This is a genomic window from Bacteroides sp. MSK.18.37 (assembly GCF_019129155.2).
In the GTDB taxonomy this organism is placed as follows: domain Bacteria; phylum Bacteroidota; class Bacteroidia; order Bacteroidales; family Bacteroidaceae; genus Bacteroides; species Bacteroides ovatus.
In genome coordinates this window covers 3,841,850-3,868,368 of the sequence record NZ_JAHOIB020000001.1, presented here as the reverse complement: position 1 = coordinate 3,868,368, position 26,519 = coordinate 3,841,850, and the positions used below count along the sequence as shown (strand labels likewise).

Here is a 26,519-nt window from a genome sequence, read left to right as displayed (position 1 = left end):
TTCATACATTTGCAGCTGGAAATAACTAAAAATCATTCAAATAAATTATAGAACTATGCTAAAAAAAATTGCACTTGTAATGTTGCTTGCACTCCCAATGGGTGTATTTGCACAGAACCTGAAATTCGGCCACATTAATGCACAGGAAATCATCACTGTGATGCCGGAATTCACCAAAGCTCAAAATGATATTCAGACTTTAGAAAAACAACTTACTGCCGAACTACAGAGAACGCAGGAAGAATTCAACAAGAAATATCAGGAATTCCAACAAGCTATCGCTAAGGATTCTCTTCCTCCTAACATCGCTGAAAGAAGACAGAAAGAGTTGCAAGATATGATGCAGAGACAAGAGCAATTCCAACAGGATGCTCAACAACAAATGCAGAAAGCTCAAAATGATGCAATGGCTCCTATCTACCAGAAGTTGGACAATGCTATCAAAGCAGTAGGTGCTGCTGAAGGGGTGATCTATATCTTCGACCTGGCAAGAACTTCGATTCCTTATGTAAACGAATCACAGAGCATCAACTTGACTAGCAAGGTAAAAGCAAATCTTGGTATCAAATAAGAGCTGACCAAGAATAAAGAAATACCAAAAGGGAAAGAGAAAGAAGGATCATCTTCTTTCTCTTTCCCTTTTTTTGGTGTACATTTGCGTATATAAATCAAGTGTGTCATGAAGCAACATCTATCCCATACGCCCGGACCTATCGGAGTATTCGACTCCGGATACGGAGGTCTGACCATCTTAGACAAGATTAGAGAAGTATTACCGGAATATGATTATATCTATTTGGGAGATAATGCACGTGCCCCCTATGGGACACGTTCTTTCGAAGTCGTATACGAATTTACCCGGCAAGCCGTCAACAAACTGTTTGATATGGGATGTCATCTGGTTATATTAGCTTGCAATACTGCTTCCGCCAAAGCTTTGCGCAGCATTCAGATGAATGATTTACCCCAAATCGATCCTGCCCGCCGTGTGCTCGGAGTCATCCGCCCCACTGTAGAATGCATCGGAGAGATTAGCAAGAATCAGCATATCGGTGTACTGGCAACAGCAGGCACCATCAAATCCGAATCGTATCCATTAGAAATACATAAACTGTTTCCTGAAATTCAGGTTAGCGGGACAGCATGTCCGATGTGGGTATCCTTAGTTGAGAATAACGAATCACAAGACGAAGGAGCAGACTATTTTATCCGGAAGTACATCGACCAATTACTGTCAAAGGATCCTCAAATAGATACTGTCATCCTCGGATGTACCCATTTCCCCATACTCCTACCTAAAATCCGGCAATACATCCCGGATCATATCAGTGTAATTGCACAAGGAGAGTATGTTGCAGAAAGCCTGAAAGACTATCTGAAAAGACATCCCGAAATGGATGCCAAATGTACCAAGAATGGCAACTGCCAGTTTTACACGACCGAAGCGGAAGAAAAGTTTTCAGAATCGGCCTCTACTTTCCTGAAACAGCAGATTAGCGTAAAACATATCACACTCGAATAATTTTTAAGAAAATAAATAACCATTTCTCTCTCTTTTTTGTTATATTTGTAGATAACAACCCCTAATAAGTAAGATCATGAAAGAAGAAGATTATAGCAAGGCAATAGAAGTATTCTCCGGATCCCCCTGGGAAGCCGAGATCATTAAAGGGTTATTAGAAAGCAATAATATCCGTTGTGTAATCAAAGATGGAATTATGGGGACATTAGCACCCTATATCGCTCCTTCCGTATCCGTCCTCGTGACAGAGGAAGAATACGAAGCAGCCACCGAGCTAATCAGAAGCCGAGACGAGAAAGGTAGCGATTGATACGGTCCAGTCCTTCTTTGATATTCTCCAATGAGTTTGCATAGGAGAAGCGTACATATCCTTCACCTCCCGTACCAAAGTCCACCCCGGGAGTAATGCCGACATGCGCATGTTCGAGTACATCGAATGCAAAGCGATAAGAGTCGGTAGTAAATTTGCGTGCGTTGGCAAAAATGTAAAATGCTCCTTGAGGTTCTACTTTAATCTCAAACCCCATTTCCCGAAGACGAGTAATCATGTACCGGCGACGCTCATCATAAATCTGTTTCATCCGTTCCACATCCGAATCAGCCTGCCACAATGCAGCAATCCCAGCCTGTTGGGCAACGCTGGACGCACAAATAAATAGATTTTGCTGCAACTTCTGCAAAGAACGCATACAAGATTTAGGTGCAATCAAATAACCCAGCCGAAGACCTGTCATCGCAAAACGTTTAGAAAATCCGTTCAAGACAAAAGCCTGATCGGTATATTCAAGAATGCTGTGCGCACGTCCTTCATAGACAAGTCCATGATAAATCTCATCCGAAATAACAGGAACTCCCAGTGCCGCCACTTCCCTCAAGAATTTTTCATCCAGCAACATTCCGGTCGGATTCATCGGAGAATTGATAAAGATAGCCGCTGTATGTGGATTCACACATTTACGAATAGCTTCTATGTCGTATTGCAAATACTCCTTAGACAAAGGAACCAAAACGGGTTTAGCCTGGGTAGCCAATACAAAATTACGGTAACAAGCATATCCCGGATTGGAAAGAATCACTTCGCTATCCGTGTTGCAAAGCAACATCAACGCAAGAAGAATGGATGGAGAAGAGCCGGAAGTCACCACAATGCAATCCGGATCTACCGTCACTCCATATTCCCGTAGATAAAAAGCAGCAATTTCCCGCCGGAGTTCCGGGTCCCCCAAAGAATGTGTATAGTGAGTAAGATGACGATCATAAGCCGCTTTTGCTGCTTCCGACACACAAGACGGTACATCAAAATCGGGTTCACCAACCTCCAAATGAATAATATCAACACCTTGTTTCTGTAATTCGTTTGCCCTCTCCAACACATCCATTACGATGAAGGAGGTCATCTGTTCTACTTGTGGATTTGTATGTTTCATTGTTTATCTTTTCTCTATCTAGCTGCAAAGATAATTCTTTTTAGCCTGTTTAGGTAGCATATCGGCAAAAAGCTCTATATTTGTGCTTTCAAATCGTTAGTAAGGATGAAACAGGAATTTACACGAATCGCAGTAAAAGTAGGAAGCAATGTATTGACACGCCGCGACGGAACGCTGGACGTTACCCGTATGTCGGCACTTGTTGACCAGATAGCGGAATTACATAAGTCCGGGGTAGAAATCATTTTGATTTCTTCGGGAGCTGTTGCTTCCGGACGCAGTGAAGTGCATCCGCAGAAAAAACTCGATAGTGTAGATCAGCGCCAATTATTTTCTGCTGTGGGTCAGGCCAAACTAATCAACCGTTACTACGAACTTTTCCGTGAGCACAATATACCTGTCGGCCAGGTACTGACAACGAAGGAAAGTTTTGGAACTCGCCGCCATTATCTGAATCAGAAAAATTGCATGACGGTAATGCTTGAAAACAATGTCATTCCTATTGTCAACGAAAACGATACGATTTCCGTCAGTGAGCTGATGTTCACCGATAATGATGAATTGTCCGGACTCATCGCTTCGATGATGGATACGCAGGCACTCATTATCCTAAGTAATATTGATGGGATTTACAATGGTTCTCCTTCCGATCCAAACTCTTCTGTTATCCGGGAGATCGGTCACGGCAAAGACTTATCCAACTATATTCAGACAACTAAGTCCAGTTTCGGACGGGGGGGGATGTTGACGAAAACCAATATTGCCCGCAAAGTTGCTGATGAAGGAATTACAGTGATTATTGCCAACGGGAAGCGGGATAATATTCTGGTAGATTTATTACAGCATCCTGAAGAAACTCTTTGTACACGTTTTATACCATCAGACGAACCGGTATCCAGCGTCAAAAAGTGGATTGCCCATAGCGAAGGTTTTGCCAAAGGGGAAATTCACATAAATAAATGCGCTACAGAAGTTCTAAACTCTGAAAAAGCTGTCAGCATCCTCCCGATTGGAATCACTCATATTGAAGGTGAATTTGAGAAAGATGACATTGTACGTATCATGGACTTTCAAGGAAACCAGGTTGGCGTTGGAAAAGTGAACTGTGACTCCAAACAGGCACAAGAAGCGATTGGCAAGCATGGAAAGAAACCAGTAGTACATTATGACTATCTATACATTGAATAATTAATAATAAGAATTTCTGTTTTATCCGATTTTAGACTAAAATTAGCTTGTTTCTGTACGGTTTTCACCACAGAGTACACAGAGGTGAATCTTGTTCATGACTGCACGGTAATAAACTGTTTCATCCTATTCTAGCAAGGGGATATTCTCACTGCAATGAGAAAAAGTTCTCATTGTAATGAGTATTTCTTCTCATCCCTATGAGTATTTTTTCTCATAGGGATAAGTATAGTTGAGAATGTTTACGGAAGTTTTTTTGAATTATAATTGTATGAGTTTACCTCATTTCTGCACCCAAATGAAGCTCTTATTCAGGTAGAATATTAGCTTCTTTAGTGAAGATAAGCGCTTTTATTTTCAGTTATATAATGTATTATAGATAGACATCTGCAACATAAATACAGGGACTTTATTTGCAAAAAACTATTAATAGCAGTATATTTGCCCTCTAAACAAACAATATAATCCCCATGCTACTAAAACATTGGAACCTTATACTCATATTTTTAACATTCTCAATTATATCTTGTGAGAGCAGTAAGAATGAACCTGAAGTAAACAGTACACCGTCATTTCCTGTCGGCAGAGAGTTTAATGTCAGTTTAAATATAGCTCCTTTTCTTGAAGTAGCCGAACAACCTTTAAGCCGTTCCACCTCCACGGTGGCTGACGGAATATATGCAGTTAATGTTTTTTGGAAAGGAAAAGGCCTGACTTCTTTCCAGCCCTATGCTTCAGGCCTTTTCGATAATCCATATCGAGTAGAAATCGGGTTAATCGAAGGATATGTGTATCGCTTTGACTGCAGCTTCCTGGGATATAAAGACCGCCCATATTATACAATACAAAGTGACAGCATACTTTATGGACTTCCTTTTTCATCTACTCTGCAGAAAGAGGTGAACGGGTTAGTCAACAACGATTTAAAGATTTCAATCAATCCCCTGAATATCAATGGGGCATTTCACCAACATATTTACAAAGGAGAAATGCATATAAAATGCGATAGTACTAGTACTCACCCTACCGTCAAACGCTTTTTCGGCAGTGAGCAATTGGACTTTTCAAATCCCAATATGAATACCTCCGTTTCAATGACATTGAAACGTGCTTATTATTCTATACAATTCGTTACAGACGAACTTGCACCGGGTGACTCCATCAAAATTAAAGCAGCGGACGTTGCTCCATTTTATCTACTATATTCCAAAGATGGAACATCCCGGACGGAGGAACGAATTATCTCTATGTACGATATATCCGACTATTATACGGCCAAACTTAAGGAAGAAGAAACAATCGCTTTCACTATTTCCTACCGCCCGGCCAATGAAGAGAAATGGTATTCTCTATATACCAATCAAAGTATTAAAATGAAAAGAAACAAAAAGAACATAGTCAAAATAGTCAAGATAGATGAGCATATAGGGGATGCTACTATCTCTTTTGGTGAAGAAGCAGAAATGGAAGAATCAGAACAAGAAATAGGGAAATAATAATCATACTCAACAACTACTAAAAAAGATTCATATGAAAATCAAACATCTTATGATCGCAGGCTGTCTATTCACAGCTTTTACTCTACAATCATGTATTAAGGAGAAAGATCTGTATCAGGCACCTCCTACTACGTATTCCGAACTTAACTTACAACTGGACGGAGACTACCTCTCAACCGAACTGCCCATGGCACGCGCTACAACTCCAACCAAAATTAATGAAAGTGAAACATTAGTGGGAATCGCCATTACCATGACACCCAAAGAGGGACAGAATCCATCTTCAAAACCATACGCTTATGGTATTTTCCAGTTAGACAAGGCGAAAGATCCCAATAACCTAAAAATAAAAGTTATTGATGGATACACTTACCGCATCTCTTGCTCTATGATTGCAAATGCAAAGGACTCAATCATAAAAGACGAAAAAGGCTTCTTCGGAGCCCCTTTCGATTTGGAACGTAGCGGAAAAATCAAAGGGGAATGCCTGAACAAATTCCTGACTGCCGAACAAGCAGATGGAATCAAATTCTTATACAATATTGAAAACCCGAGAATACAAACGAGAAACGGATCACAAGACGCCTGCAACCGCCCGTTCATCGAACGTTATCATGGATTAAACGATAAAGTGGAAGTGACAGATGGCATGCAAAATCACATCATGCTCTATCGCCGTTTTTTCGGAGTAAAATTCAAACAAACAGGTTTAGAGAAAGGACGTCTTAGAATAAAACTTGAAGACGCACCAAGCATCTATTTGAATGCTAATGCAGATATTCATAAGACTGTTGAATCTGAATTAAAAATGGTCAGCATGAGAAATCTCACTGCCAATATACCTACTGGTGATAATCAACATTTAACAGAGAATGTAAAAGTGGAAGTATTTTGGGAAGAGACTCCAGGAGCAGAAGAAAAGACAATCATCAGTAGCAGTATCACATTCAAGAGAAACTATACCCATTCTATCGCACTAACCAATATCGAACATATAGGAACACCTAGTGACATAGGAATTGAAGTCGAATCAGGAGAAATGGGAGAAGATATTGAACAAGACATTCCATGGCAATGAGATAATGCCAAATAGGAGTTCGAATAACAAGCACTATACCAATATAGTGCATAAATGAAAAATACGAGATTCAGAATTGAGTCTCGTATTTTTTTAGTATTAATCTTGTAAAAAAACCAGTGAATAAGTAAAGAGCAACATTTATTTCTATTTTCAACAAGTTTTATTCACATCATTCACTATATTTGCATAGTTTATCTTTCCATTTAATGCAAAAAAGGAGCAAATGACTACAAATTTAAACGAGACCTTTGCCGCTGTACAAGTAGCAAGTCGGGAATTAGCCCTGCTGAATGATAATGTCATCAATCAGATTTTAAATGCAGTAGCTGACGCAGCAATTGCAGAAACACCTTTCATTCTTTCAGAGAACGAAAAAGACCTCGCACGGATGGACAAAAATGATCCGAAGTACGATCGGTTGAAACTAACGGAAGAACGTTTGAAAGGTATTGCCGCAGATACACGCAATGTAGCAACACTCCCCTCTCCTTTGGGTAAAGTGCTGAAAGAGAGTGTTCGTCCCAATGGAATGAAGTTGACGAAAGTCAGCGTTCCTTTCGGAGTCATAGGAATCATTTATGAAGCGCGCCCTAATGTTAGCTTTGATGTTTTCTCCCTTTGTCTGAAGAGCGGAAATGCCTGCATATTGAAAGGAGGAAGTGACGCCGATTGTTCCAACCGGGCCATCATCAGTGTGATTCACAAAGTATTGAAGAAGTTCAAAATCAATCCGCACATTGTAGAATTACTTCCGGCTGATAGAGAGGCTACGGCAGCGTTACTGAATGCTGTGGGCTACGTAGACTTGATTATCCCCAGAGGCAGCAGCAGTCTTATTCATTTCGTACGCGAGAATGCAAGGATTCCTGTCATTGAAACAGGAGCAGGTATCTGTCACACTTACTTCGATGAATTTGGGGATACAAACAAGGGAGCAGACATTATTCATAATGCAAAGACACGTAGAGTTAGCGTATGTAATGCATTGGACTGCACCATTATACATGAGAAGAGACTGGCCGACCTCCCTCTGATTTGCGAGAAACTAAAAGACAGCCATGTCATTATTTATGCTGATCCGCAAGCTTACCAGGCATTGGAAGGCCGCTATCCTGCCGAGCTCCTGGAACATGCAAAAGCAGAAAGCTTCGGCACGGAGTTTCTGGATTATAAAATGGCTGTCAAGACTGTAAAGAGCTTCGAAGATGCCTTAGGACATATTCAGGAAAACAGTTCTAAACATAGCGAGTGTATTGTTACCGAGAACGGGGAACGTGCAGCTTTATTCACCAGAATCGTGGACGCAGCTTGCGTATACACCAATGTGTCTACCGCTTTCACTGACGGGGCACAATTCGGATTAGGAGCCGAAATCGGAATCAGCACGCAAAAGCTACACGCACGCGGTCCGATGGGACTTGAGGAAATCACTTCTTACAAATGGGTCATTGAAGGAGATGGACAAACGAGAAGAAATTGAGACTATACCTATATGTTAAAAATCAAACAAGGTTTTGAGCGAAGCTAATTAAAAATTAAAAAATAAATGATATGAAGAAATTTACTTGTGTACAGGACATTGGCGATTTAAAATCAGCCCTTGCAGAAGCATTCGAAATTAAAAAAGAGCGCTTCAAATATGCAGAACTAGGACGAAACAAGACTTTAATGATGATCTTCTTCAACTCTAGTTTACGTACCCGCCTCAGCACACAGAAAGCTGCCATCAATTTGGGAATGAATGTAATGGTACTGGATATCAATCAAGGTGCATGGAAATTGGAAACTGAACGTGGCGTAATTATGGATGGTGATAAACCGGAACATATATTAGAAGCCATTCCGGTTATGGGATGCTATTGTGATATCATTGGAGTACGCTCTTTTGCCCGTTTTGAAGACCGTGACTTTGACTATCAGGAAACTATTATCAATCAATTCATCCAATACTCCGGACGTCCTGTCTTTTCGATGGAAGCGGCAACACGCCACCCATTGCAGAGCTTTGCCGACCTGATTACCATCGAGGAATACAAGAAAACAGTACGTCCCAAAGTAGTTATGACCTGGGCTCCTCATCCACGTCCATTGCCACAGGCTGTCCCTAATTCCTTTGCTGAATGGATGAATGCAACGGATTACGAATTTGTCATCACTCATCCCGAAGGTTATGAGCTTGATCCGCAATTTGTAGGTAATGCAAAAGTAGAATATGACCAGATGAAGGCCTTCGAAGGAGCCGACTTCATATATGCCAAGAACTGGGCTGCTTATTCTGGCGACAACTATGGACAGATATTAAGCAAAGATCGTGATTGGACTGTCAGCGACCGCCAAATGGCAGTTACCAACAATGCTTATTTCATGCATTGTCTTCCGGTTCGTAGAAATATGATTGTGACAGACGATGTCATTGAAAGTCCGCAATCTATTGTGATTCCGGAAGCTGCCAACCGTGAAATCTCGGCAACTGTCGTTCTGAAAAGGTTATTGGAAGGACTGAAATAACCCCCAAAAATAAAGTGCTGATAAATCAGCACTTTATTTCTCTATTTCTTTACCTGCTTCCTGCCAGGAATTAAATCCCTTATCAAGCTCAAAAACTTTATATCCCTTCTCGCTCAAAATTGCCGCAGCCTTCTTGCTTCGTTTTCCACTGCGACAATATACAGCCACCGGTTTGTCTTTTTGCAACAAAGAATCAGCCATTGAAGCAAAAGAGTCATCCATCACATTGATGTTGATCGTCTTCGTGATATGCCCCTCCGAATATTCCGCAAGTGTACGAACATCCAGACGTTGTATATCCTCATTCTGAATAAGAGAATCAAACTCCTCTACATTCATTGATTGAAAATCCCCTTTCTGCTGACAAGAGAAAAGGGAAGAGAGAAATAAAAATATTCCCACGATTAATTGATTCAATTTAAACATATACACTCCATTATTCAATTCTGTCCCGGAGTATAGTCAAACCCAGGATCACAGTACTTATCAGATTCTATCGGAGAACCATCCTTATCGTACGTATAATATTTAAACTTTACCTTTATCGTCCGACCCGGATTCTCTTCATCTATATATTGCGCCAAAGGAACAGAAATGTAAGCACGCCGATTATAGTATTCTCCATCACTGTTCGCATCATGGTATAACAACATATTCACAATGCCATTTGTTTTAAGTTCGGACACATCTTCCACTATACCGAAAACATGTCCCTTGCCCGTACTGACCTTGAGATTCAAAATCATATTCAGATAATCCCTTCCAAGCCAGATACTGACCATCTCTACCGGATCTAGCTTTATACCGTCCTTGTAAATCGGATCATCTTCCGGTTTAGGTACCGGCGTTATGAGCGATTGCAAAGAATATATAGTAGCAGTGTTCTCACCGGAAAGCACCTCATAGTTACTCATTACACGTCTGGAAGTGTTTGGAGAGATAGTAGAACCCGTACGGTCTTCCGAAACAGTCAAGACTTCTCCCTTATCAGGAATAAGCGTTTGTATGCGACCGTCTTCTCCGGCCTCTACAGTCACAAATTCCAGTTTCACCGAAGGATAATAATAGTCATCATCTCCACAGGCAGTCATCAGGAAAAGCAATCCCCACAACCAAACAACATGTAATTTTCTTCTTTTCATCGGCAAGCTGCTAAATAATTAACTAACGGATTGGAATACATTAATAACAACTTCTCACGCAAAAAGTCTTCATCCTTATTCGGAATCTTGATCTTTGCCAATTGTTGTTCAATATAGTTCATAAACTGCTGTTTCTCTTCTTCCGTGTAATTGGACACGAATTCCGTTGTGCCATTCAGCCAATCATACGCCACATAATTTCCCGGATATATCCGGTAATTACGATGGATGCGGCGATCAAGACAGGCAGAAATACGGGCAAACAAATCCGGTTTCGGCAACGAACGGTCCAAGCCTTGCAAGTCATCATTCAAACAAGGAGCAACCTGAAAATGTACCCTGCCTTTATATCCGAAAAGCCCTGTCTGCATATTAATCAAATCGTCTTGTGTCGTCTTTTTATATCCTTCGATGTCTCTCTTCAACTGAAACTCTTGCGCTTTCAGAAAATCACACGGATCATATTCGTATGAAATAGCAAGCGGAGCAATATTCATTTCCATCAGGCGGTCTATCAAATCGCCTTCACCTCCCATTGCCAACATTTTCAATACACTGTCTTGTGTACGGTCATTCGAATCTTTTGCACGTCCTTCACGCTGCGCAATCCAAATAGACTGATTCTTCTCTGAAATGGTGTAATGCATATAACGGGACATACGCGCTGAAGATTCCAACATTTGCCGCATGGTCAACGCCCGCTGTACAATAAATGATTTATTGACACGCACCAGTTTCTTAATCCAGGGATAAATAAGCAAATTGTCGCCAATCGCAATTTCTACCGTATCCATTCCCTGGTCAATCAACAAAATAGAGAGAAAGCCCGAATCAAGAATAATATCTCTATGATTCGATATATACGTATAAGCTTTACTTTTATCCGGTATGGCGGTATGATCCAGTGTCAGTCCGGCAGTATGATCTGCCGCTATCTTCCACAAAATGCCATAACAAAATGCCTCCTGAAAATCAAGCTTAGTCTTACAGGCACGCATTTTTTGCGCCAGAAGTTCAAATGGAACGTTCGGTATAGCACCGGTAGCAGCTTTCTGAAAAGCCGGATCGGCAATCAGTTCCTCAAAGATTTGAGGAAGTTCCTCATCATTGTAAGGACGAATTTCATTAAACTCTGTCAGATCCATAAGTCTCAAGTATTATGTGCTCAAGTATTAAGTAATAAGTATAAAGTATTAGACTGCGTACAAACCGCATGGTTAATACTTTATACTTGATACTTAATACTTAAAACTTGTTTTCAATAATATCAGTCATCACATCCTTTATATCCAGTCCGGCTGCACGCACTTGCTGGGGAATAAAACTGGTAGTAGTCATTCCCGGAGTAGTATTTACTTCGAGAAGATTCAGTTTTTCACCGGCAGTTATAATGTAATCTACACGGATAATGCCGGAACAACCTAATATATCATAGATAGCTGAAGTCAGCATCTGTACGCGTTTGGTCAATTCATCCGAGATACGCGCAGGAGTGATTTCATCTACCTGTCCATTATATTTAGCATCATAATCAAAGAACTCATTGTGCGTCACTACTTCCGTAGGTGGAAAGATGACCGACTTCTCTTTTGTCTTATAACAGCCGCAAGTCAGTTCCGTTCCGTCCATAAACGCTTCAACAATCACCTCTTCCGCTTCTCCGAAAGCTTTAACAATGGCCGGTTGTATTTGTTCTTTTGTCTTCACTTTCGTAACTCCGAAACTCGAACCTCCCAGACTAGGCTTGATAAAACAAGGCAGGCCAATCTTTTCCACTACTTCCTCGTCAGAAACCGATTGTCCTTGGCGCAACAACAATGATTCGGCAATGCGCACTCCAAAAGCCTTCAGATATTGATTGCAGGTAAACTTGTCATAAGTAATGGCAGCCGCCAACACTCCACAACAGGAATACGGAATACGCATCATATCAAAATAGCCTTGCAGCCTGCCATCCTCACCCGGCGTACCGTGGATGGTGATATAAGCAAAGTCGAACACAACCTTCTCCGTTCCGTTCGTAAAACTAAAGTCGTTTCTATCCACCGGCACTTTGTTTCCGTCCGGTAATTGTACTTCCCAGCGACGGCCTTCCATCTCCACGATATACAAATTATACTTTTCCTTATCAATAAAGGAATAAATACCCTGTGCGCTACGCAGGGAAACTACGATTTCAGAGGTATCTCCTCCTGCTACGATAGCGATGTTGCGTTTCATTCTAATTCTCTATTACTTATATAGCCTCTCCACTTCTCGATAAGCCGGGTCATGTCATCCGGAAGTTCGGAAGTAAAATACATCTCTTCACCTGTGACGGGATGCACAAACCCCAATGTCATAGCATGCAAAGCCTGTCGGGGACAAGTGTCAAAGCAATTATTTACAAACTGTTTGTATTTACTAAAATGGGTTCCTTTCAATATCTCATGACCGCCATAGCGTTCGTCATTGAACAGCACATGACCGATATGTTTCATGTGGACACGAATCTGATGAGTACGTCCTGTTTCAAGTATACATTCCACAAGGGTTACGTATCCCAGTCTTTCCAGTACGCGGTAGTGTGTAACGGCATGTTTGCCCACTGTCGGATCGGACATCACCGCCATTTGCATCCGGTCTCTCGGATTACGGGCAATATTACCGACAATCGTTCCTTCATCCTGTTCCATAACACCCCACACCAAAGCACGATATTTGCGTTTGGTAGTCTTATTAAAAAATTGAATTCCCAGATTTGTTTTGGCATCCGGTGTCTTGGCAATCACCAGTAAGCCTGAAGTATCTTTATCGATGCGATGAACAAGTCCCACGTGCGGGTCATTGGCATCATAATCCGGTATATCCTTCATGTGCCAGGCCAGCGCATTGACCAGCGTGCCGTGATAGTTTCCGTGTCCCGGATGCACGACCAATCCCGCCGGTTTATTCACAACCATCAGATAAGGGTCTTCATAAACGATAGTAAGGGGAATATTTTCAGGAATAATTTCATTTTCATAACGGGGACGGTCCATCATTACCGTAATGACATCCAGCGGTTTCACTTTGTAGCTACTCTTCACCGGTTTGCCATTAGCCATAACGAATCCGTCTTCGGCAGCCTTCTGAATACGGTTGCGCGAAGCATTGACAATACGTTCGAACAGATATTTGTCGACTCTGACCATCGCCTGTCCCTTGTCTACAACCACGCGGAAGTGTTCGTAAAGCTGGGATTCGTCACCGACAGGTTCTATATCATCCAAATCATTCTCCAGTTCATCCGGAAGTTCTTCCTCTATCATGCGAGTCCGTTTCTGTTATTTATCTATTAAAACCAACTATCATCTTGAGCAGGTGATGATTCCGACGTAACCGGTTTCTCCGTATCCACGGAAACATCAACCGAGTCCTCTTCTTCCGACATATCACCGGAGCCGTCTCCCACCATCAATGTCAAAGAAGCTCCCAAAGGAATCTTTTCTCCGGCAGCCAACTGACGTCCCTGATACTTCACGCCGTACACCCAGTCTTTCTCACCATTTACCAATTGAATCTGATTCAGTTTAAAACCGGCATTCAGTAACTTGGCCTGTGCCTGGCGGAGCGAGCTGTTGTCCGCCACATCGGGAATGGCACGTAAAGGGACATCCAGGGTATTGACTGTCAGGTATACTGTACGTCCTTCCTTCACTTTTTCACCGGCTCCCGGTTTCAGTTCAAGAATGATACCCGCTGCTTTATCTTTGACATATTTGGTATCAGAAATCACATATACCAAACCGTGATTCCGGAACATCTTCGTAGCTTCTTCCACTGTCATTCCCTTCACATCGGGAACTACCACGCTTTCACCATGATGTGTATGTATATCAAGCCATTTCAACACACCAAATATCATCACTACCATCACCACAATCATGGCGATAATATTCACCCAGAAATATTTATTGGTTTTAAAAGAAAAGAATTCTTTAATAGTCATACGCATTGCTGTTAATATGCGCCAAAGATACGACAAAATAGTTGAACTTTTAAAAAGTAGGCGATGAAAAATGTCCCTACCTATTATGCAAAGACGCTTATCATCGCCAGAATTGCTGCAACTATAATCCCCACTCCTATAGATTTCAACAACCTTATTATAATGATACGGGGTTTCATGTCCCGGATATACTCTACCATCGCGTATGTTCGTTTATGAGTTTTATTTAATCTCACAAAGAAAAGCAAAAAGTCATAAATAAGAGCAAACAATACCGCTTTTTAACATACTATCCCCTTGAAAAACAGAGAAACAAAAAAGGCGAAGATTAAATTCTCCGCCTTTTTTGTTTCCTGATGACAAGTGATTATCACTTTTGTCCGTTGTACTCATCAGAAACAGTCAGTTTCTTTCTGCCTTTCGCACGACGAGCAGCTAATACTCTACGACCATTAGCCGATGCCATTCTCTCACGGAAACCGTGTTTGTTCTTTCTCTTTCTGTTAGAGGGTTGAAATGTTCTTTTCATTACTGTATCTTGTTTTTATGTTATTATTCTACGTAATCGGGCTGCAAAAATAGGCACTTTTTTTAAATTAACCAAGAGATAACTCATTTTTGCTCAAAAGTTTTTGTGTTTTTTACCGATTTAGATTACTTTTGCAGTCGAATTCCTGCGAAAACAATTAAATAACAATAATATAATAAGAAAAATAGCAGTATGATTAATGCTCAAGACATCAAAAACGGAACTTGTATCCGTATGGACGGAAAGCTCTATTTCTGTGTAGAATTCCTGCATGTAAAACCAGGTAAAGGTAACACTTTTATGCGTACTAAACTGAAAGATGTAGTTAGCGGATACGTTCTCGAACGCCGTTTCAACATCGGTGAAAAGTTGGAAGATGTACGTGTAGAACGTCGTCCATACCAATTTTTGTATAAAGAAGGAGAAGATTATATCTTTATGAACCAGGAAACATTCGACCAACATCCTATCGCTCACGATCTGATTAATGGTGTTGACTTCCTGCTCGAAGGTTCAGTATTGGAAGTTGTTTCTGATGCTTCTACTGAAACTGTACTTTATGCAGACATGCCGATCAAGGTTCAGATGAAGGTGACTTATACAGAACCGGGCATGAAAGGTGATACAGCTACTAACACACTGAAACCTGCAACTGTGGAATCAGGTGCAACAGTACGTGTTCCTTTGTTCATCAGCGAGGGTGAAACAATCGAAATCGATACTCGTGACGGTTCTTACGTAGGACGTGTGAAAGCATAATTTGCAAAAACATATAAAAATAGCCGGGATTCCAAGGACTTCCGGCTATTTTTATATTCATACAGTTCTATTATTTATATCCTGCAGCTTTCGCAATTCTTTTAGGAATTTCTGTATTGTCAATCTTCTCACCAAACAGTTGAGAACCTGCACCAATAGCAAATACAGGAACATAACCGGCAGAGTGCCCGCCACTTACCCAACCTATCATAGCGATTTCATCCATCACTTCCTTTGCACGTGCAGCCATCGGTTCGCTCTTAGAGTACATACTTTCAGCAAATACGACTTTATTCTTCACGAATGATTTCTCAAATTCATCACGCAACGTCTTTTCCTGTTCCCAAGAAAGAGGGAATTGTTTCCAGAAGCCCATTTCTTCGCCGAGGAATGTTTTCATGTCCTCCCAAGTGACTTTATTGCCTTTTGATTTTCTCAATTCACTGATACGTTGTGAAAGTCCGTCAGCAGAATGTTTCTGATATTGCAATGCTTTCAGGTTCAACGCATATTTTCCCGTACCGAGCACGATACCACCTGTTTCATGGTCTGCGGTAATCACAATCAGCGTTTCTTTCGGATGTTTCTTATAGAATTCATAAGCTACTTTGATGGCATTATCCATGTCTTTCACTTCGTTGAACACAGTAGCGGCGTCATTAGCGTGGCATGCCCAGTCTATTTTACCTCCTTCTACCATCAGGAAAAAGCCTTTATTATTGCCTTTAGTAAGAAAGTCAATAGCACTTTCCGTAATTTGTGCTAATGTCAAATCATTCTCTTTGCGGTCAATAGCATAAGGCAGACAAGAAGGATTGGCTCCCTCTTCCTGAATCAAGATCATCTTTTCTGCTTTTGCAGCTTTTGCCTTATAGTCATTGTAACCACGTGCTACTGTATATCCTGCCTCTTCAAAAATAGGGAAAATGCTCGGAGCTTCTTTCTTGTCATAAGTGGTGGTAGGTTTCAAGAAACCACCGCCTGCATAAAAATCGAAATTGGCTTTCGGCAAATCAAGAGCAATTTCATAATTCATATTACGATCGGGTTGATGTGCATAAAATGCGGCAGGAGTAGCATGATCCACACTGACAGAAGTCGTTACGCCCACCTTTTTTCCTGCTTTCTTTGCTTTTTCTGCGACAGTCTGAATAGCATTTTTATCTTCTCCTACAGAAATAGCGCCATTATAAGTTTTCTTTCCTGTTGCCAATGCAGTACCTGCAGCTGCAGAGTCTGTTACTGAATTTTTAGCAGAGAAAGTGGTTGCTACGGTAGCAACCGGAAATTGAGTAAATAACAAAGGCTCGACTCCAATACGACCATTTTGAATTTCCGCCTGATACATCTCCGTACCATTTACTTGATTGACTCCCATTCCATCTCCGATGAAATAGAATACGTACTTTGCCTGCCCGTTGGCTACAACGGAGATAAGGACAAAGAACAGTGTGTAGACTAACTTTTTCATTTTCTAGTATATTTATTTTAGATTAGTTGTCTACAAAGGTAGAAAAAAAAGAGAGATGCACAGTGGATTATTGAACACTAAAAGTAGATATTTGCTTTATACACAAGCATTATTGGCTCGTATATTACGAAGTAATAACATATTGCTATCTGTGAATAACATTATAGGTTCATTACATTCTGCTCGAACATATCTTTATCTCCGGCAGCTTTATTACGCATCCGGCTACGATAATTATAGATAGTTGCCAAAGAATAACCGAGAAAATGAGCAATCTTGTTACTGTCTACTACTCCCAGACGGATAAGGGCAAAGATACGAAGTTCTGTTGTCAGAAGTTCATCGGATTTAGGATACACTCTTCCTTCTTCTACCAGCAAATTATTGAAAGCTGAAATAAAGTTCGGGAAAAGTTTCAGAAAAGACCTGTCGAACTCATTATAGAATTCATCCCGCTCATCCCGGATAAACTGTTCGGACTTGATAGCTTTAAACAAATCTTCGATACGCGATGCCATTGCCAATTTTGCCAATGAACGACGATAAGTTTCCAGTTTGTCGAGATAGTTGACACATCTGTCCAGATAGCGGGCGATATAGACTTCTTTTATTTTTCCGGTTTGCTCCAGTTCCGCGTTGACCGCAGACATTTGTTTGTTAGCCAGACTAAGATTCCGCCGCATAACAGACAACTTCTTCATCCAACGATATAGATAGAAAATAGCAATCAGAAGAAACAAAGACAACAAACTGACACTAATCAACATAGCGCGGGAAACGGCACGTTCTTTTTCTTCTTTTAATTTATACGCCTTGTCGATAATCGGAAAAAACTCCGTCACCTCAATAAACCGCAAACGGGCATTACACGCCACAGCATCTTCCATCGAGCAACTCAAGTATTTGTAGGCACGGTCAATATCTCCTGATTCATACATCAGATGCGCGAGTTTCTGCAATGAAGCATACTCCCTCACCGGAGTTTCCAGATCCGCAATGGCAGTCAGAATCAGATAGTAAACTTCTTTTTCGATATCTTTCTTCATACTATAAGCTTCGGAAAGAGTATAATAAATATATACTTTCTGACGTTCATCCTGAATTTCTTTCAAAGCATTGTTCAGCATATCCACAGCGACATCGGCTTTCCCGTTCATTATGCATTTTTCGGCTAAAACAATCGTTTTGTTTGCCTCTGGAGGCATCGCAGCAATAATGGAATCTCTATATAAATCGGTTTTCTTCAAATACTTTTCTTTTTCATTCTTATTGGTCGTATAATCTGCTAACCACCCGTAGCAGGCACGATACGTCTGATAATAAGATAACCGAGTCCACTCATTCAATTTTTTAGGATCAATCCTCTCCAACTGTTCAATGGCTTCTATATACATTCCCATTACTCCCATTACCGTAGCACGATTAATGATGATCTCATACTCCAATTCCGGGCGGTTCAACAATGGAAGGATTTCCATCTCACGGTTAATATAATATAAGGACGAGTCTGCCTGATAATGCAAATAAGCACCAAAAAGAGAGGCATATAATTCATATTTTCGAACAGGATCAGTAGAATGGGCAAGTTCTAATTTCAAGTTATTAATCTCTTTCTCTTTCCGAATCTGGAAAGTCTCTTTCTTGCTTATAACTTCATCCAGCTTTTTAAGAGCAGCCGCATTATCCGTATGCATTGCACACAACGAAAAAGGAAAGAGCAAAAGAAGAAATAGCATATAAAGGGTTAGATTTTTCATAAGGTTCCTTTTTAAAGATGTTACAAATATAAGAAATATAGTAATGAAAACGAAAAATATGGGTATAACTATTTTCATTTTCACTTGTATTTTTCGGCATAAGGTATTAGAATATCCAACTAATTATCAGCAACATAGTCAGATAACAGGTTTATATTTCCATTCTAATCTCACAAAGGTGCACAGCATCCCCCTACATTTGCATCATCGGTTCTCCGAGCAAACAGTTAAAAATCTAGCTACCATGAAACGAAATTTGTTATTTGCTATTTTACTATTACTTCTATCGGGTTATCATCAAGCATTCGCCGCAACCAATATAAAGAAAGTGGCTCCTACCTTTTGGTGGGCAGGAATGAAGAATCCCGAACTACAAATACTTCTATACGGCGATGGCATATCATCCGCAGAGGTAAGTATTTCTTCTAATGACATCACCCTGCAGGACGTGGTGAAACAGGAAAATCCTAATTATCTGATCTTATATTTAGATCTTTCAAAAGCTATCCCTCAGCACTTCGACATTCTCCTGAAACAAGGTAAAAAACAGACTAAAATACCATACGAACTTAAACAGCGCAAAGAGAATGCTTCAGCAGTAGAAGGCTTCAACTCCAGTGATGTACTTTATCTCATTATGCCGGACCGCTTTGCCAACGGCAACCCCTCCAATGATATAATTCCCGGAATGTTGGAAGCAAACATAGACCGCAACGAACCTTTCGCCCGTCATGGCGGTGATTTAAAAGGAATAGAGAAACATTTGGATTATATTGCAGACCTCGGAGTTACGAGTATATGGCTTAACCCGATTCAGGAAAATGACATGAAGGAAGGCTCTTATCATGGATATGCCATCACCGATTACTATCAAGTAGACCGTCGCCTCGGAAGCAATGAAGAGTTTCGCAATCTCGTAAAAGAAGCCAATGCTAAAGGGCTAAAGGTAGTCATGGACATGATCTTCAACCATTGCGGTTCGAACAATTATCTATTCAAAGACATGCCTGCCAAAGATTGGTTCAACTTTGAGGGAAACTACATGCAGACCAGTTTCAAAACTGCCACCCAAATGGACCCTTATACTTCCGATTATGATAAAAAGCTGGCCATTGACGGTTGGTTCACACTGACTATGCCGGACTTCAACCAACGAAACCGTCACGTAGCCACTTACCTGATACAGAGTAGTATCTGGTGGATAGAATATGCGGGTATCAACGGAATCCGCCAGGATACACATCCTTACGCCGACTTTGAAATGATGGCGCATTGGTGCAAAGCGGTCAATGATGAATATCCTTCATTCAACATTGTCGGTGAGACATGGCTGGGCAGCAATGTACTGATCTCCTACTGGCAGAAAGACAGTAAACTTGCTTATCCGAAAAACAGTTATCTTCCTACTGTCATGGATTTCCCACTGATGGAAGAAATAAATAAAGCTTTCGACGAAGAAACCACCGAATGGAACGGAGGACTTTTCAGACTCTACGAATACCTCTCACAGGATATTGTCTACGCCGATCCAATGAGTCTGCTGACCTTCCTCGATAATCACGATACTTCCCGTTTCTACCGTTCGGAGGAAGATACCAAGAACCTGAACCGATATAAACAAGCCTTGACATTCTTACTGACTACCCGTGGAATTCCACAAATATATTATGGAACTGAAATCCTGATGGCAGCCGACAAAGCAAATGGAGACGGATTACTCCGATGTGACTTTCCGGGAGGTTGGCAGAATGACGCCAAAAACTGTTTTGAAGCAACCAACCGTACTCCGCAACAAAATGAAGCCTTCTCTTTTATGCAAAAACTGCTCCAATGGAGAAAAGGAAATGAAGTCATCGCCAAAGGCAAACTAAAACATTTCGCACCCAATAAAGGCATTTATGTTTATGAACGCAAATACGGTAACCAATCAGTCGTTGTCTTTCTGAATGGAAACGACCGGGAACAGACTATTGACTTACATCCTTATCAGGAAATACTCTCCACCTCGTCTGCTCATGATTTGCTCACAGACAAAAAGATTGAATTAAGAAATGAATTAACACTTCCAAGCCGTGGGATATACCTTTTAGCCTTCTAAGCAAGTTCACTACGACTTATATTTATCCAATGAAATCAGATAGATAAACAATTATAAAACAAGATACTAGCATTTATACAAACTTGTATTTTTATTCTAATCAAGCAAAAAAGTGAAGGTGGTTGCTACATTTGCAATATCCGAAACAAACAGGAATAGAAATATCGGTTAGCTTACAATTTAATACCATAAATAGAATGAAAAAGAAAAAGTTTTTTTCGATCATCGCATTCCTTTGCATCTCATTCATTGCGAATGCACAACAGAAACTGACCTCACCGGATGGCAATCTGGTTCTGACCTTTCAGGTTAACAAAGAAGGCGCACCAACCTACGACTTGACTTACAAAGGCAAGGTGGTAATTAAGCCGAGCACTCTCGGACTGGAATTGAAAAAAGAAGATAATACCAGAACCGACTTTGACTGGGTAGACCGCAGAGACCTCACCAAGCTCGATTCTAAATCCAATCTTTATAATGGCTTCAAGCTGAAAGATGCGCAAACGACTACCTTTGACGAAACCTGGCAACCAGTCTGGGGAGAAGAAAAGGAAATCCGCAATCAGTATAACGAACTGGCAGTCATTCTGTTTCAGCCAATGAACGACCGTTCCATCGTTGTTCGCTTCCGCCTGTTCAATGATGGTTTGGGATTCCGTTATGAATTTCCGCAACAGAAATCACTGAACTACTTCGTTATCAAGGAAGAACATTCCCAATTTGCCATGGCAGGCAACCATATCGCATACTGGATACCGGGCGATTACGACACTCAAGAGTACGACTACACCATCTCCCGTCTATCGGAAATCAGAGGTTTGATGCAACAGGCGATCACTCCAAATTCTTCTCAAACCCCATTTTCACCGACAGGTGTACAGACGGCACTGATGATGAAAACAGATGATGGTTTATACATCAATCTGCACGAAGCCGCTTTGATTGATTATTCTTGTATGCACCTCAATCTGGACGACAAAAACATGATATTCGAATCCTGGCTGACACCGGATGCAAAAGGGGATAAAGGTTACATGCAGACTCCGTGCAACTCTCCGTGGCGTACGATCATCGTCAGTGATGATGCACGTAACATTCTCGCCTCCCGCATCACCCTCAACCTGAACGAACCTTGTAAGATTGCAGACGCCGCCTCCTGGATTAAACCGGTGAAATATATAGGCGTATGGTGGGACATGATTACCGGAAAAGGTTCCTGGGCTTATACAGATGAACTGACCAGCGTGAAACTTGGCGTTACAGACTACTCCAAAACCAAACCGAACGGCAAACATTCTGCCAATACAGCTAACGTGAAACGTTACATCGACTTTGCCGCAGCCAACGGATTTGATGCAGTGCTGGTAGAAGGTTGGAATGAAGGATGGGAAGACTGGTTCGGCAACAGCAAAGACTATGTATTTGACTTCCTGACTGCATATCCTGATTTCGACGTACAGGAAATCCATCGTTATGCTGCAAGCAAAGGAATTAAAATGATGATGCACCATGAGACTTCTGCATCTGTTCGCAACTACGAACGTCACCTGGATAAAGCTTACCAATTCATGGTAGACAATGGATATAACTCGGTTAAAAGCGGTTATGTGGGTAATATCATTCCACGCGGAGAACATCATTACGGTCAATGGATGAATAATCATTACCTGTATGCCGTGAAAAAAGCCGCCGATTATAAAATCATGGTCAATGCACACGAAGCAACCCGTCCAACCGGTATCTGCCGTACATATCCCAATCTGATCGGTAATGAATCCGCACGTGGAACAGAATATGAATCATTTGGAGGAAATAAAGTATACCACACGACGATTCTGCCTTTCACACGCCTGGTCGGTGGTCCGATGGATTACACTCCCGGCATCTTCGAGACTCACTGTAACCAGATGAATCCGGCAAACAACTCCCAGGTACGTTCAACCATTGCACGCCAACTGGCATTGTATGTCACCATGTATAGCCCTTTGCAGATGGCTGCCGATATTCCGGAAAACTACGAACGCTTTATGGATGCTTTCCAGTTTATCAAAGACGTCGCTCTCGACTGGGACAAAACAATCTATCTGGAAGCAGAACCGGGAGAATACATCACAATTGCCCGCAAAGCAAAAGGAACGGACGACTGGTACATAGGCTGCACAGCCGGTGAAAACGGCCACGACTCCCAATTAACGTTCGATTTCCTGGAACCGGGAAAACAATACGTCGCTACCGTATACGCAGATGCCAAAGATGCCGACTGGAAAGATAACCCGCAGGCATACACCATCAAAAAAGGTATCTTGAATAATAAAAGCAAACTGAATCTGCACGCTGCCAATGGCGGTGGATACGCAATCAGTATCAAAGAGGTGAAAAACAAATCAGAGGTTAAGGGATTGAAAAGACTATAAATAAAGGATAGTCTTAAAAAAAGTGTTTTCAATAGGTATTTTTAAAGAAACTTTTAAGAGAGAGAAATAATATTACTATATTGTTAACTTTAATTTTTTAAATGCATGAAGCAAGTTAAATTTAGAATCGTTCAAACGATTCTCCCCTTGTTAATAGGGATGTTTTTATCATTGGGCGCTTATGCACAGCAAATCACAGTCAAAGGACATGTGAAAGATGCTATGGGCGAACCCGTGATTGGCGCCAATGTCATTGCCAAGGGTACCACAACGGGTACCATCACTGACTTTGACGGTAACTTCACATTGAATGTTCCTCAAAATTCTATTCTGTCCATTACATTCGTCGGTTACAAAGCAGCAGAAATTAAAGCAGCTCCTTCGGTAATGGTCACACTGGAAGATGACTCTCAAGTATTGGACGCCGTAGTCGTTGTAGGTTACGGAACAGTAAAGAAAAACGACTTGACGGGATCAGTTACTGCCATCAAGCCGGATAAAATCAGCAAAGGAGTAACCACCAGCGCACAGGATATGATAACAGGTAAAATAGCCGGTGTGAATGTAATTTCCAGCGGTACTCCGGGTGGAGGAGCTACGATTCGTATTCGCGGTGGTTCATCATTGAACGCCAAAAACGATCCGTTGATCGTTATCGACGGACTGGCAATGGATAATAGCGGTGTGCAAGGTTTGACTAATCCTTTGGCAATGGTAAATCCGAATGACATCGAAACTTTCACTGTTTTGAAAGATGCTTCGGCCACCGCCATCTATGGTTCACGTGCTTCTAATGGTGTGATTATCATCACTACAAAGAAAGGGAAAGCAGGCAGCAAACCACAGGTGAACTATGAAGGTAACGTTTCCGCCGGTATACTGCAAAAGACAATAGACGTAATGGATGCCAATGAATTCAAAGGATACGTATCCAAACTTTATGGTGAAGGAAATGCTCCAAGCCCCTTCGGTGAAGCAAACACTGACTGGCAGAAAGAAATTTTCCAGACAGCCGTTAGTACAGACCATAACGTGACTGTAAGCGGTGGTTTGAAAAATATGCCTTATCGTGTTTCTTTCGGTTACACCAATCAGAATGGGATCCTGATGACATCTAATTTCGAGCGTTATACCGCCTCCGTCAATCTGACACCCTCTTTCTTTAAAGATCACCTGAAGTTCAATATCAATGCTAAAATGATGTGGGCCAACCAACGTTATGCTGACGACGGGGCTATCGGCGCAGCTTTGACCATGGACCCGACCCAACCTGTATATGACTCTTCGGACATGTACAAAAACTTCGGTGGATTCTACCAACCGACCAGTGACGGTAGTTCATATAACGATCCGGAATGGCCGCTTACACTGGAAAGTAATTCAACCGCCAACCCTGTTTCCCTACTGAAACTAAAGAAACATACTTCCAGAAACACCAGTTTTATCAGCAATGTAGAAGTAGACTATAAATTCCACTTCCTCCCTGACCTGCATATCCATGCTAACGTAGGCGGTGACTACTCGGAAGGTAAGGAAAAGAATGTAAATTCACCTTATGCCCCGGGCTCTTATTACTATGGTTGGAACGGGACTGACTACGGCTACAAATATAACCTGTCGGTGAATGCCTATGCACAATATTCCAAAGAAATCGGGGATCATTATGTCGACGTAATACTGGGTGGTGAAGAGCAACATTTCCACTATACCGGATATAAAGTCGGACAAGGAACAAATCCGTTAACAGGCGAAGCCTACAATCCGAATCTGCGCTCACAAACAGCCTGGGGACATCACAGTACATTAGTTTCTTATTTTGCCCGCGTAAATTATACATTACTTAGCCGTTATTTGCTGACAGCCACTTTCCGCCAGGACGGTTCTTCCCGTTTCTCTAAAGACAACCGTTGGAGTAGCTTCCCTTCTGTTGCTTTGGGATGGAAACTGAAAGAAGAAAATTTCCTGAAAAACGTAGAAGTATTGTCAGATCTGAAACTCCGCCTCGGATGGGGTATCACGGGTCAGCAGAACTTAGGCGACGATTATGATTTCCCTTATATGGCACTGTACCGCGTCAACGCAGCCGGAGGTTATTATCCTTTCGGGGATACCTATTATGGCACTATGCGTCCTAAAGCTTATAACGAAGACCTGAAATGGGAAGAGACAACGACTTATAACGCAGGTTTCGACTTTGCTTTCCTGAACGGACGTATCTCCGGCTCGATGGATTACTATTACCGGAAAACCGACGATTTAATCAATACCGTAAAGATTGCGGCGGGGACTAACTTTAATACCCAACTGATCAGCAACATCGGTTCATTAAAAAATACGGGGCTTGAATTCACCATCAATGCCAAACCTATTGTAACCAAAGATTTTGTCTGGGACTTGGGATATAACATCACTTGGAACAAAAATGAAATCACTAAACTGACCGGAGGAGATGATTCTAATTACTATGTAGAAACCGGAGGTGTATCTACTGGTATTAGCGGTGCAACCTGCCAGGTACAGAAAGTAGGTTATCCGATGAACTCATTCTTCGTTTACCAACAAGTGTATGATAAGGATGGAAAACCGATTGAAAACATGTTCGTAGACCGTAACGGAGATGGTGTCATCAACGCTTCGGACAAATATATCTATAAAAAACCTGCCGCTGACGTATTGATGGGACTGACTTCCAAATTCACTTATAAAAATTGGGATTTAAGCTTTGCCCTCCGTGCCAGCCTGAATAACTATGTGTACAATGACGTACTGGCCAGTAAATCCAGTGTCGGTAAGGGAGGAATCTTTAATCATGGATACTATTCCAACCGCCCGACAGCTGCCGTGAATCTGGGATTTGAAGGAAAGGGAGACTATTATCTGTCCGATCGTTTCGTTGAGAATGCTTCATTCTTGCGTTGTGATAACATAACAGTAGGTTATAGCTTCAAAAATTTACTGAAGTCCCAGGCTTATAAAGGTATCAACGGCCGTATTTACGGTACTGTACAGAATCCCTTCGTTATCACCAAGTATACAGGACTCGATCCTGAATCGGTTATCAGTTCAGGAAATGATGCCGGAGTAGCAGGTATTGACAGGAACATTTATCCTCATCCGATCACTATCCTGTTCGGGCTAAGTCTTCAGTTCTAAG

22 protein-coding genes are annotated in these 26,519 nt (G+C 41.5%); 12 read left to right on the top strand and 10 right to left on the bottom strand.

Going from position 1 to position 26,519, the window contains the following annotated elements; all coding sequences use genetic code 11:
- The first annotated feature begins 55 nt into the window (after positions 1-55).
- The 3 genes from KSX81_RS15005 to KSX81_RS14995 all read left to right on the top strand — a co-directional run bounded on the left by KSX81_RS15005 (position 56) and on the right by KSX81_RS14995 (position 1,832).
- Positions 56-571 (top strand): OmpH family outer membrane protein, encoded by a 516-nt coding sequence (locus tag KSX81_RS15005; RefSeq protein ID WP_004299779.1) that lies wholly within the window; start codon positions 56-58, stop codon positions 569-571.
- A gap of 108 nt (positions 572-679) precedes the next feature.
- On the top strand, positions 680-1,522 hold the full coding sequence (gene murI / locus KSX81_RS15000; RefSeq protein ID WP_004299778.1) for a glutamate racemase: 843 nt from the start codon (positions 680-682) through the stop codon (positions 1,520-1,522).
- A gap of 76 nt (positions 1,523-1,598) precedes the next feature.
- The gene (locus KSX81_RS14995; RefSeq protein ID WP_004299777.1) at positions 1,599-1,832 is read left to right on the top strand and encodes a DUF2007-related protein; all 234 of its coding nucleotides are present in this window, start codon (positions 1,599-1,601) and stop codon (positions 1,830-1,832) included.
- On the opposite strand, the gene KSX81_RS14990 is transcribed toward KSX81_RS14995, so the two are convergent.
- The gene (locus tag KSX81_RS14990) at positions 1,801-2,949 is read right to left on the bottom strand and encodes a pyridoxal phosphate-dependent aminotransferase (RefSeq protein WP_004299776.1); all 1,149 of its coding nucleotides are present in this window, start codon (positions 2,947-2,949) and stop codon (positions 1,801-1,803) included. The genes KSX81_RS14995 and KSX81_RS14990 overlap by 32 nt on opposite strands.
- 105 nt (positions 2,950-3,054) lie before the next feature.
- On the opposite strand from KSX81_RS14990, the gene proB reads away from it, so the two are divergent.
- The 5 genes from proB to KSX81_RS14965 all read left to right on the top strand — a co-directional run bounded on the left by proB (position 3,055) and on the right by KSX81_RS14965 (position 9,225).
- Positions 3,055-4,137: a glutamate 5-kinase gene (gene proB, locus KSX81_RS14985; protein WP_004299775.1), complete on the top strand. Its 1,083-nt coding sequence runs from the start codon at positions 3,055-3,057 to the stop codon at positions 4,135-4,137.
- 470 nt (positions 4,138-4,607) lie between these two features.
- A complete protein-coding gene (locus tag KSX81_RS14980) occupies positions 4,608-5,633 on the top strand; it encodes a hypothetical protein (RefSeq protein ID WP_004299774.1) in 1,026 nt (341 codons plus the stop codon).
- A gap of 34 nt (positions 5,634-5,667) precedes the next feature.
- A complete protein-coding gene (locus KSX81_RS14975; RefSeq protein ID WP_004299773.1) occupies positions 5,668-6,714 on the top strand; it encodes a hypothetical protein in 1,047 nt (348 codons plus the stop codon).
- 226 nt (positions 6,715-6,940) lie between these two features.
- Positions 6,941-8,197 carry a glutamate-5-semialdehyde dehydrogenase gene (locus KSX81_RS14970; RefSeq protein WP_004299772.1) on the top strand — a complete coding sequence of 419 codons (1,257 nt, stop codon included), beginning with the start codon at positions 6,941-6,943 and terminating at the stop codon, positions 8,195-8,197.
- Between the two features lie 71 nt (positions 8,198-8,268).
- Positions 8,269-9,225, top strand: a complete 957-nt coding sequence (locus tag KSX81_RS14965) for an acetylornithine carbamoyltransferase (protein ID WP_004299771.1) — start codon at positions 8,269-8,271, stop codon at positions 9,223-9,225.
- A 33-nt stretch (positions 9,226-9,258) separates the two neighbouring features.
- On the opposite strand, the gene KSX81_RS14960 is transcribed toward KSX81_RS14965, so the two are convergent.
- The 7 genes from KSX81_RS14960 to rpmH all read right to left on the bottom strand — a co-directional run bounded on the left by KSX81_RS14960 (position 9,259) and on the right by rpmH (position 14,866).
- A complete protein-coding gene (locus tag KSX81_RS14960; protein WP_004299770.1) occupies positions 9,259-9,651 on the bottom strand; it encodes a rhodanese-like domain-containing protein in 393 nt (130 codons plus the stop codon).
- 14 nt (positions 9,652-9,665) lie between these two features.
- Positions 9,666-10,367 (bottom strand): hypothetical protein, encoded by a 702-nt coding sequence (locus tag KSX81_RS14955; protein ID WP_004299769.1) that lies wholly within the window; start codon positions 10,365-10,367, stop codon positions 9,666-9,668.
- Entirely contained in the window at positions 10,364-11,512 is a 1,149-nt protein-coding gene (locus KSX81_RS14950; protein WP_004299768.1) for a 1-acyl-sn-glycerol-3-phosphate acyltransferase, read from the bottom strand. Before KSX81_RS14950 ends, KSX81_RS14955 begins: the two co-directional genes overlap by 4 nt.
- Positions 11,513-11,612: 100 nt before the next feature.
- A complete protein-coding gene (locus KSX81_RS14945) occupies positions 11,613-12,587 on the bottom strand; it encodes a D-alanine--D-alanine ligase (RefSeq protein WP_004299767.1) in 975 nt (324 codons plus the stop codon).
- A complete protein-coding gene (locus tag KSX81_RS14940) occupies positions 12,584-13,657 on the bottom strand; it encodes an RluA family pseudouridine synthase (protein WP_004299766.1) in 1,074 nt (357 codons plus the stop codon). The genes KSX81_RS14945 and KSX81_RS14940 overlap by 4 nt, the downstream gene beginning before the upstream one ends.
- A 26-nt stretch (positions 13,658-13,683) precedes the next feature.
- Positions 13,684-14,337, bottom strand: coding sequence for a PASTA domain-containing protein (locus KSX81_RS14935; protein WP_008776429.1), 654 nt, complete (start codon positions 14,335-14,337; stop codon positions 13,684-13,686).
- Positions 14,338-14,707: 370 nt separating this feature from the next.
- Positions 14,708-14,866, bottom strand: a complete 159-nt coding sequence (gene rpmH / locus KSX81_RS14930) for a 50S ribosomal protein L34 (protein ID WP_004299762.1) — start codon at positions 14,864-14,866, stop codon at positions 14,708-14,710.
- A 192-nt stretch (positions 14,867-15,058) separates the two neighbouring features.
- Between rpmH and efp the strand changes: the two genes are divergently transcribed.
- Positions 15,059-15,625: an elongation factor P gene (gene efp / locus KSX81_RS14925; protein ID WP_004299761.1), complete on the top strand. Its 567-nt coding sequence runs from the start codon at positions 15,059-15,061 to the stop codon at positions 15,623-15,625.
- 70 nt (positions 15,626-15,695) lie between these two features.
- On the opposite strand, the gene KSX81_RS14920 is transcribed toward efp, so the two are convergent.
- Together KSX81_RS14920 and KSX81_RS14915 are read right to left on the bottom strand one after the other, a co-directional pair.
- Entirely contained in the window at positions 15,696-17,096 is a 1,401-nt protein-coding gene (locus KSX81_RS14920) for an alkaline phosphatase (RefSeq protein ID WP_004299760.1), read from the bottom strand.
- Between the two features lie 161 nt (positions 17,097-17,257).
- Positions 17,258-18,853, bottom strand: a complete 1,596-nt coding sequence (locus KSX81_RS14915) for a DUF6377 domain-containing protein (RefSeq protein WP_004305037.1) — start codon at positions 18,851-18,853, stop codon at positions 17,258-17,260.
- A gap of 244 nt (positions 18,854-19,097) precedes the next feature.
- On the opposite strand from KSX81_RS14915, the gene KSX81_RS14910 reads away from it, so the two are divergent.
- From KSX81_RS14910 to KSX81_RS14900, 3 genes are all read left to right on the top strand, one after another.
- The gene (locus KSX81_RS14910) at positions 19,098-20,951 is read left to right on the top strand and encodes a glycoside hydrolase family 13 protein (RefSeq protein ID WP_004299758.1); all 1,854 of its coding nucleotides are present in this window, start codon (positions 19,098-19,100) and stop codon (positions 20,949-20,951) included.
- A gap of 197 nt (positions 20,952-21,148) precedes the next feature.
- Positions 21,149-23,365, top strand: coding sequence for a glycoside hydrolase family 97 protein (locus KSX81_RS14905; RefSeq protein WP_004299757.1), 2,217 nt, complete (start codon positions 21,149-21,151; stop codon positions 23,363-23,365).
- A 105-nt stretch (positions 23,366-23,470) separates the two neighbouring features.
- The gene (locus KSX81_RS14900) at positions 23,471-26,518 is read left to right on the top strand and encodes a SusC/RagA family TonB-linked outer membrane protein (protein ID WP_004299756.1); all 3,048 of its coding nucleotides are present in this window, start codon (positions 23,471-23,473) and stop codon (positions 26,516-26,518) included.
- Position 26,519 lies beyond the last annotated feature (1 nt).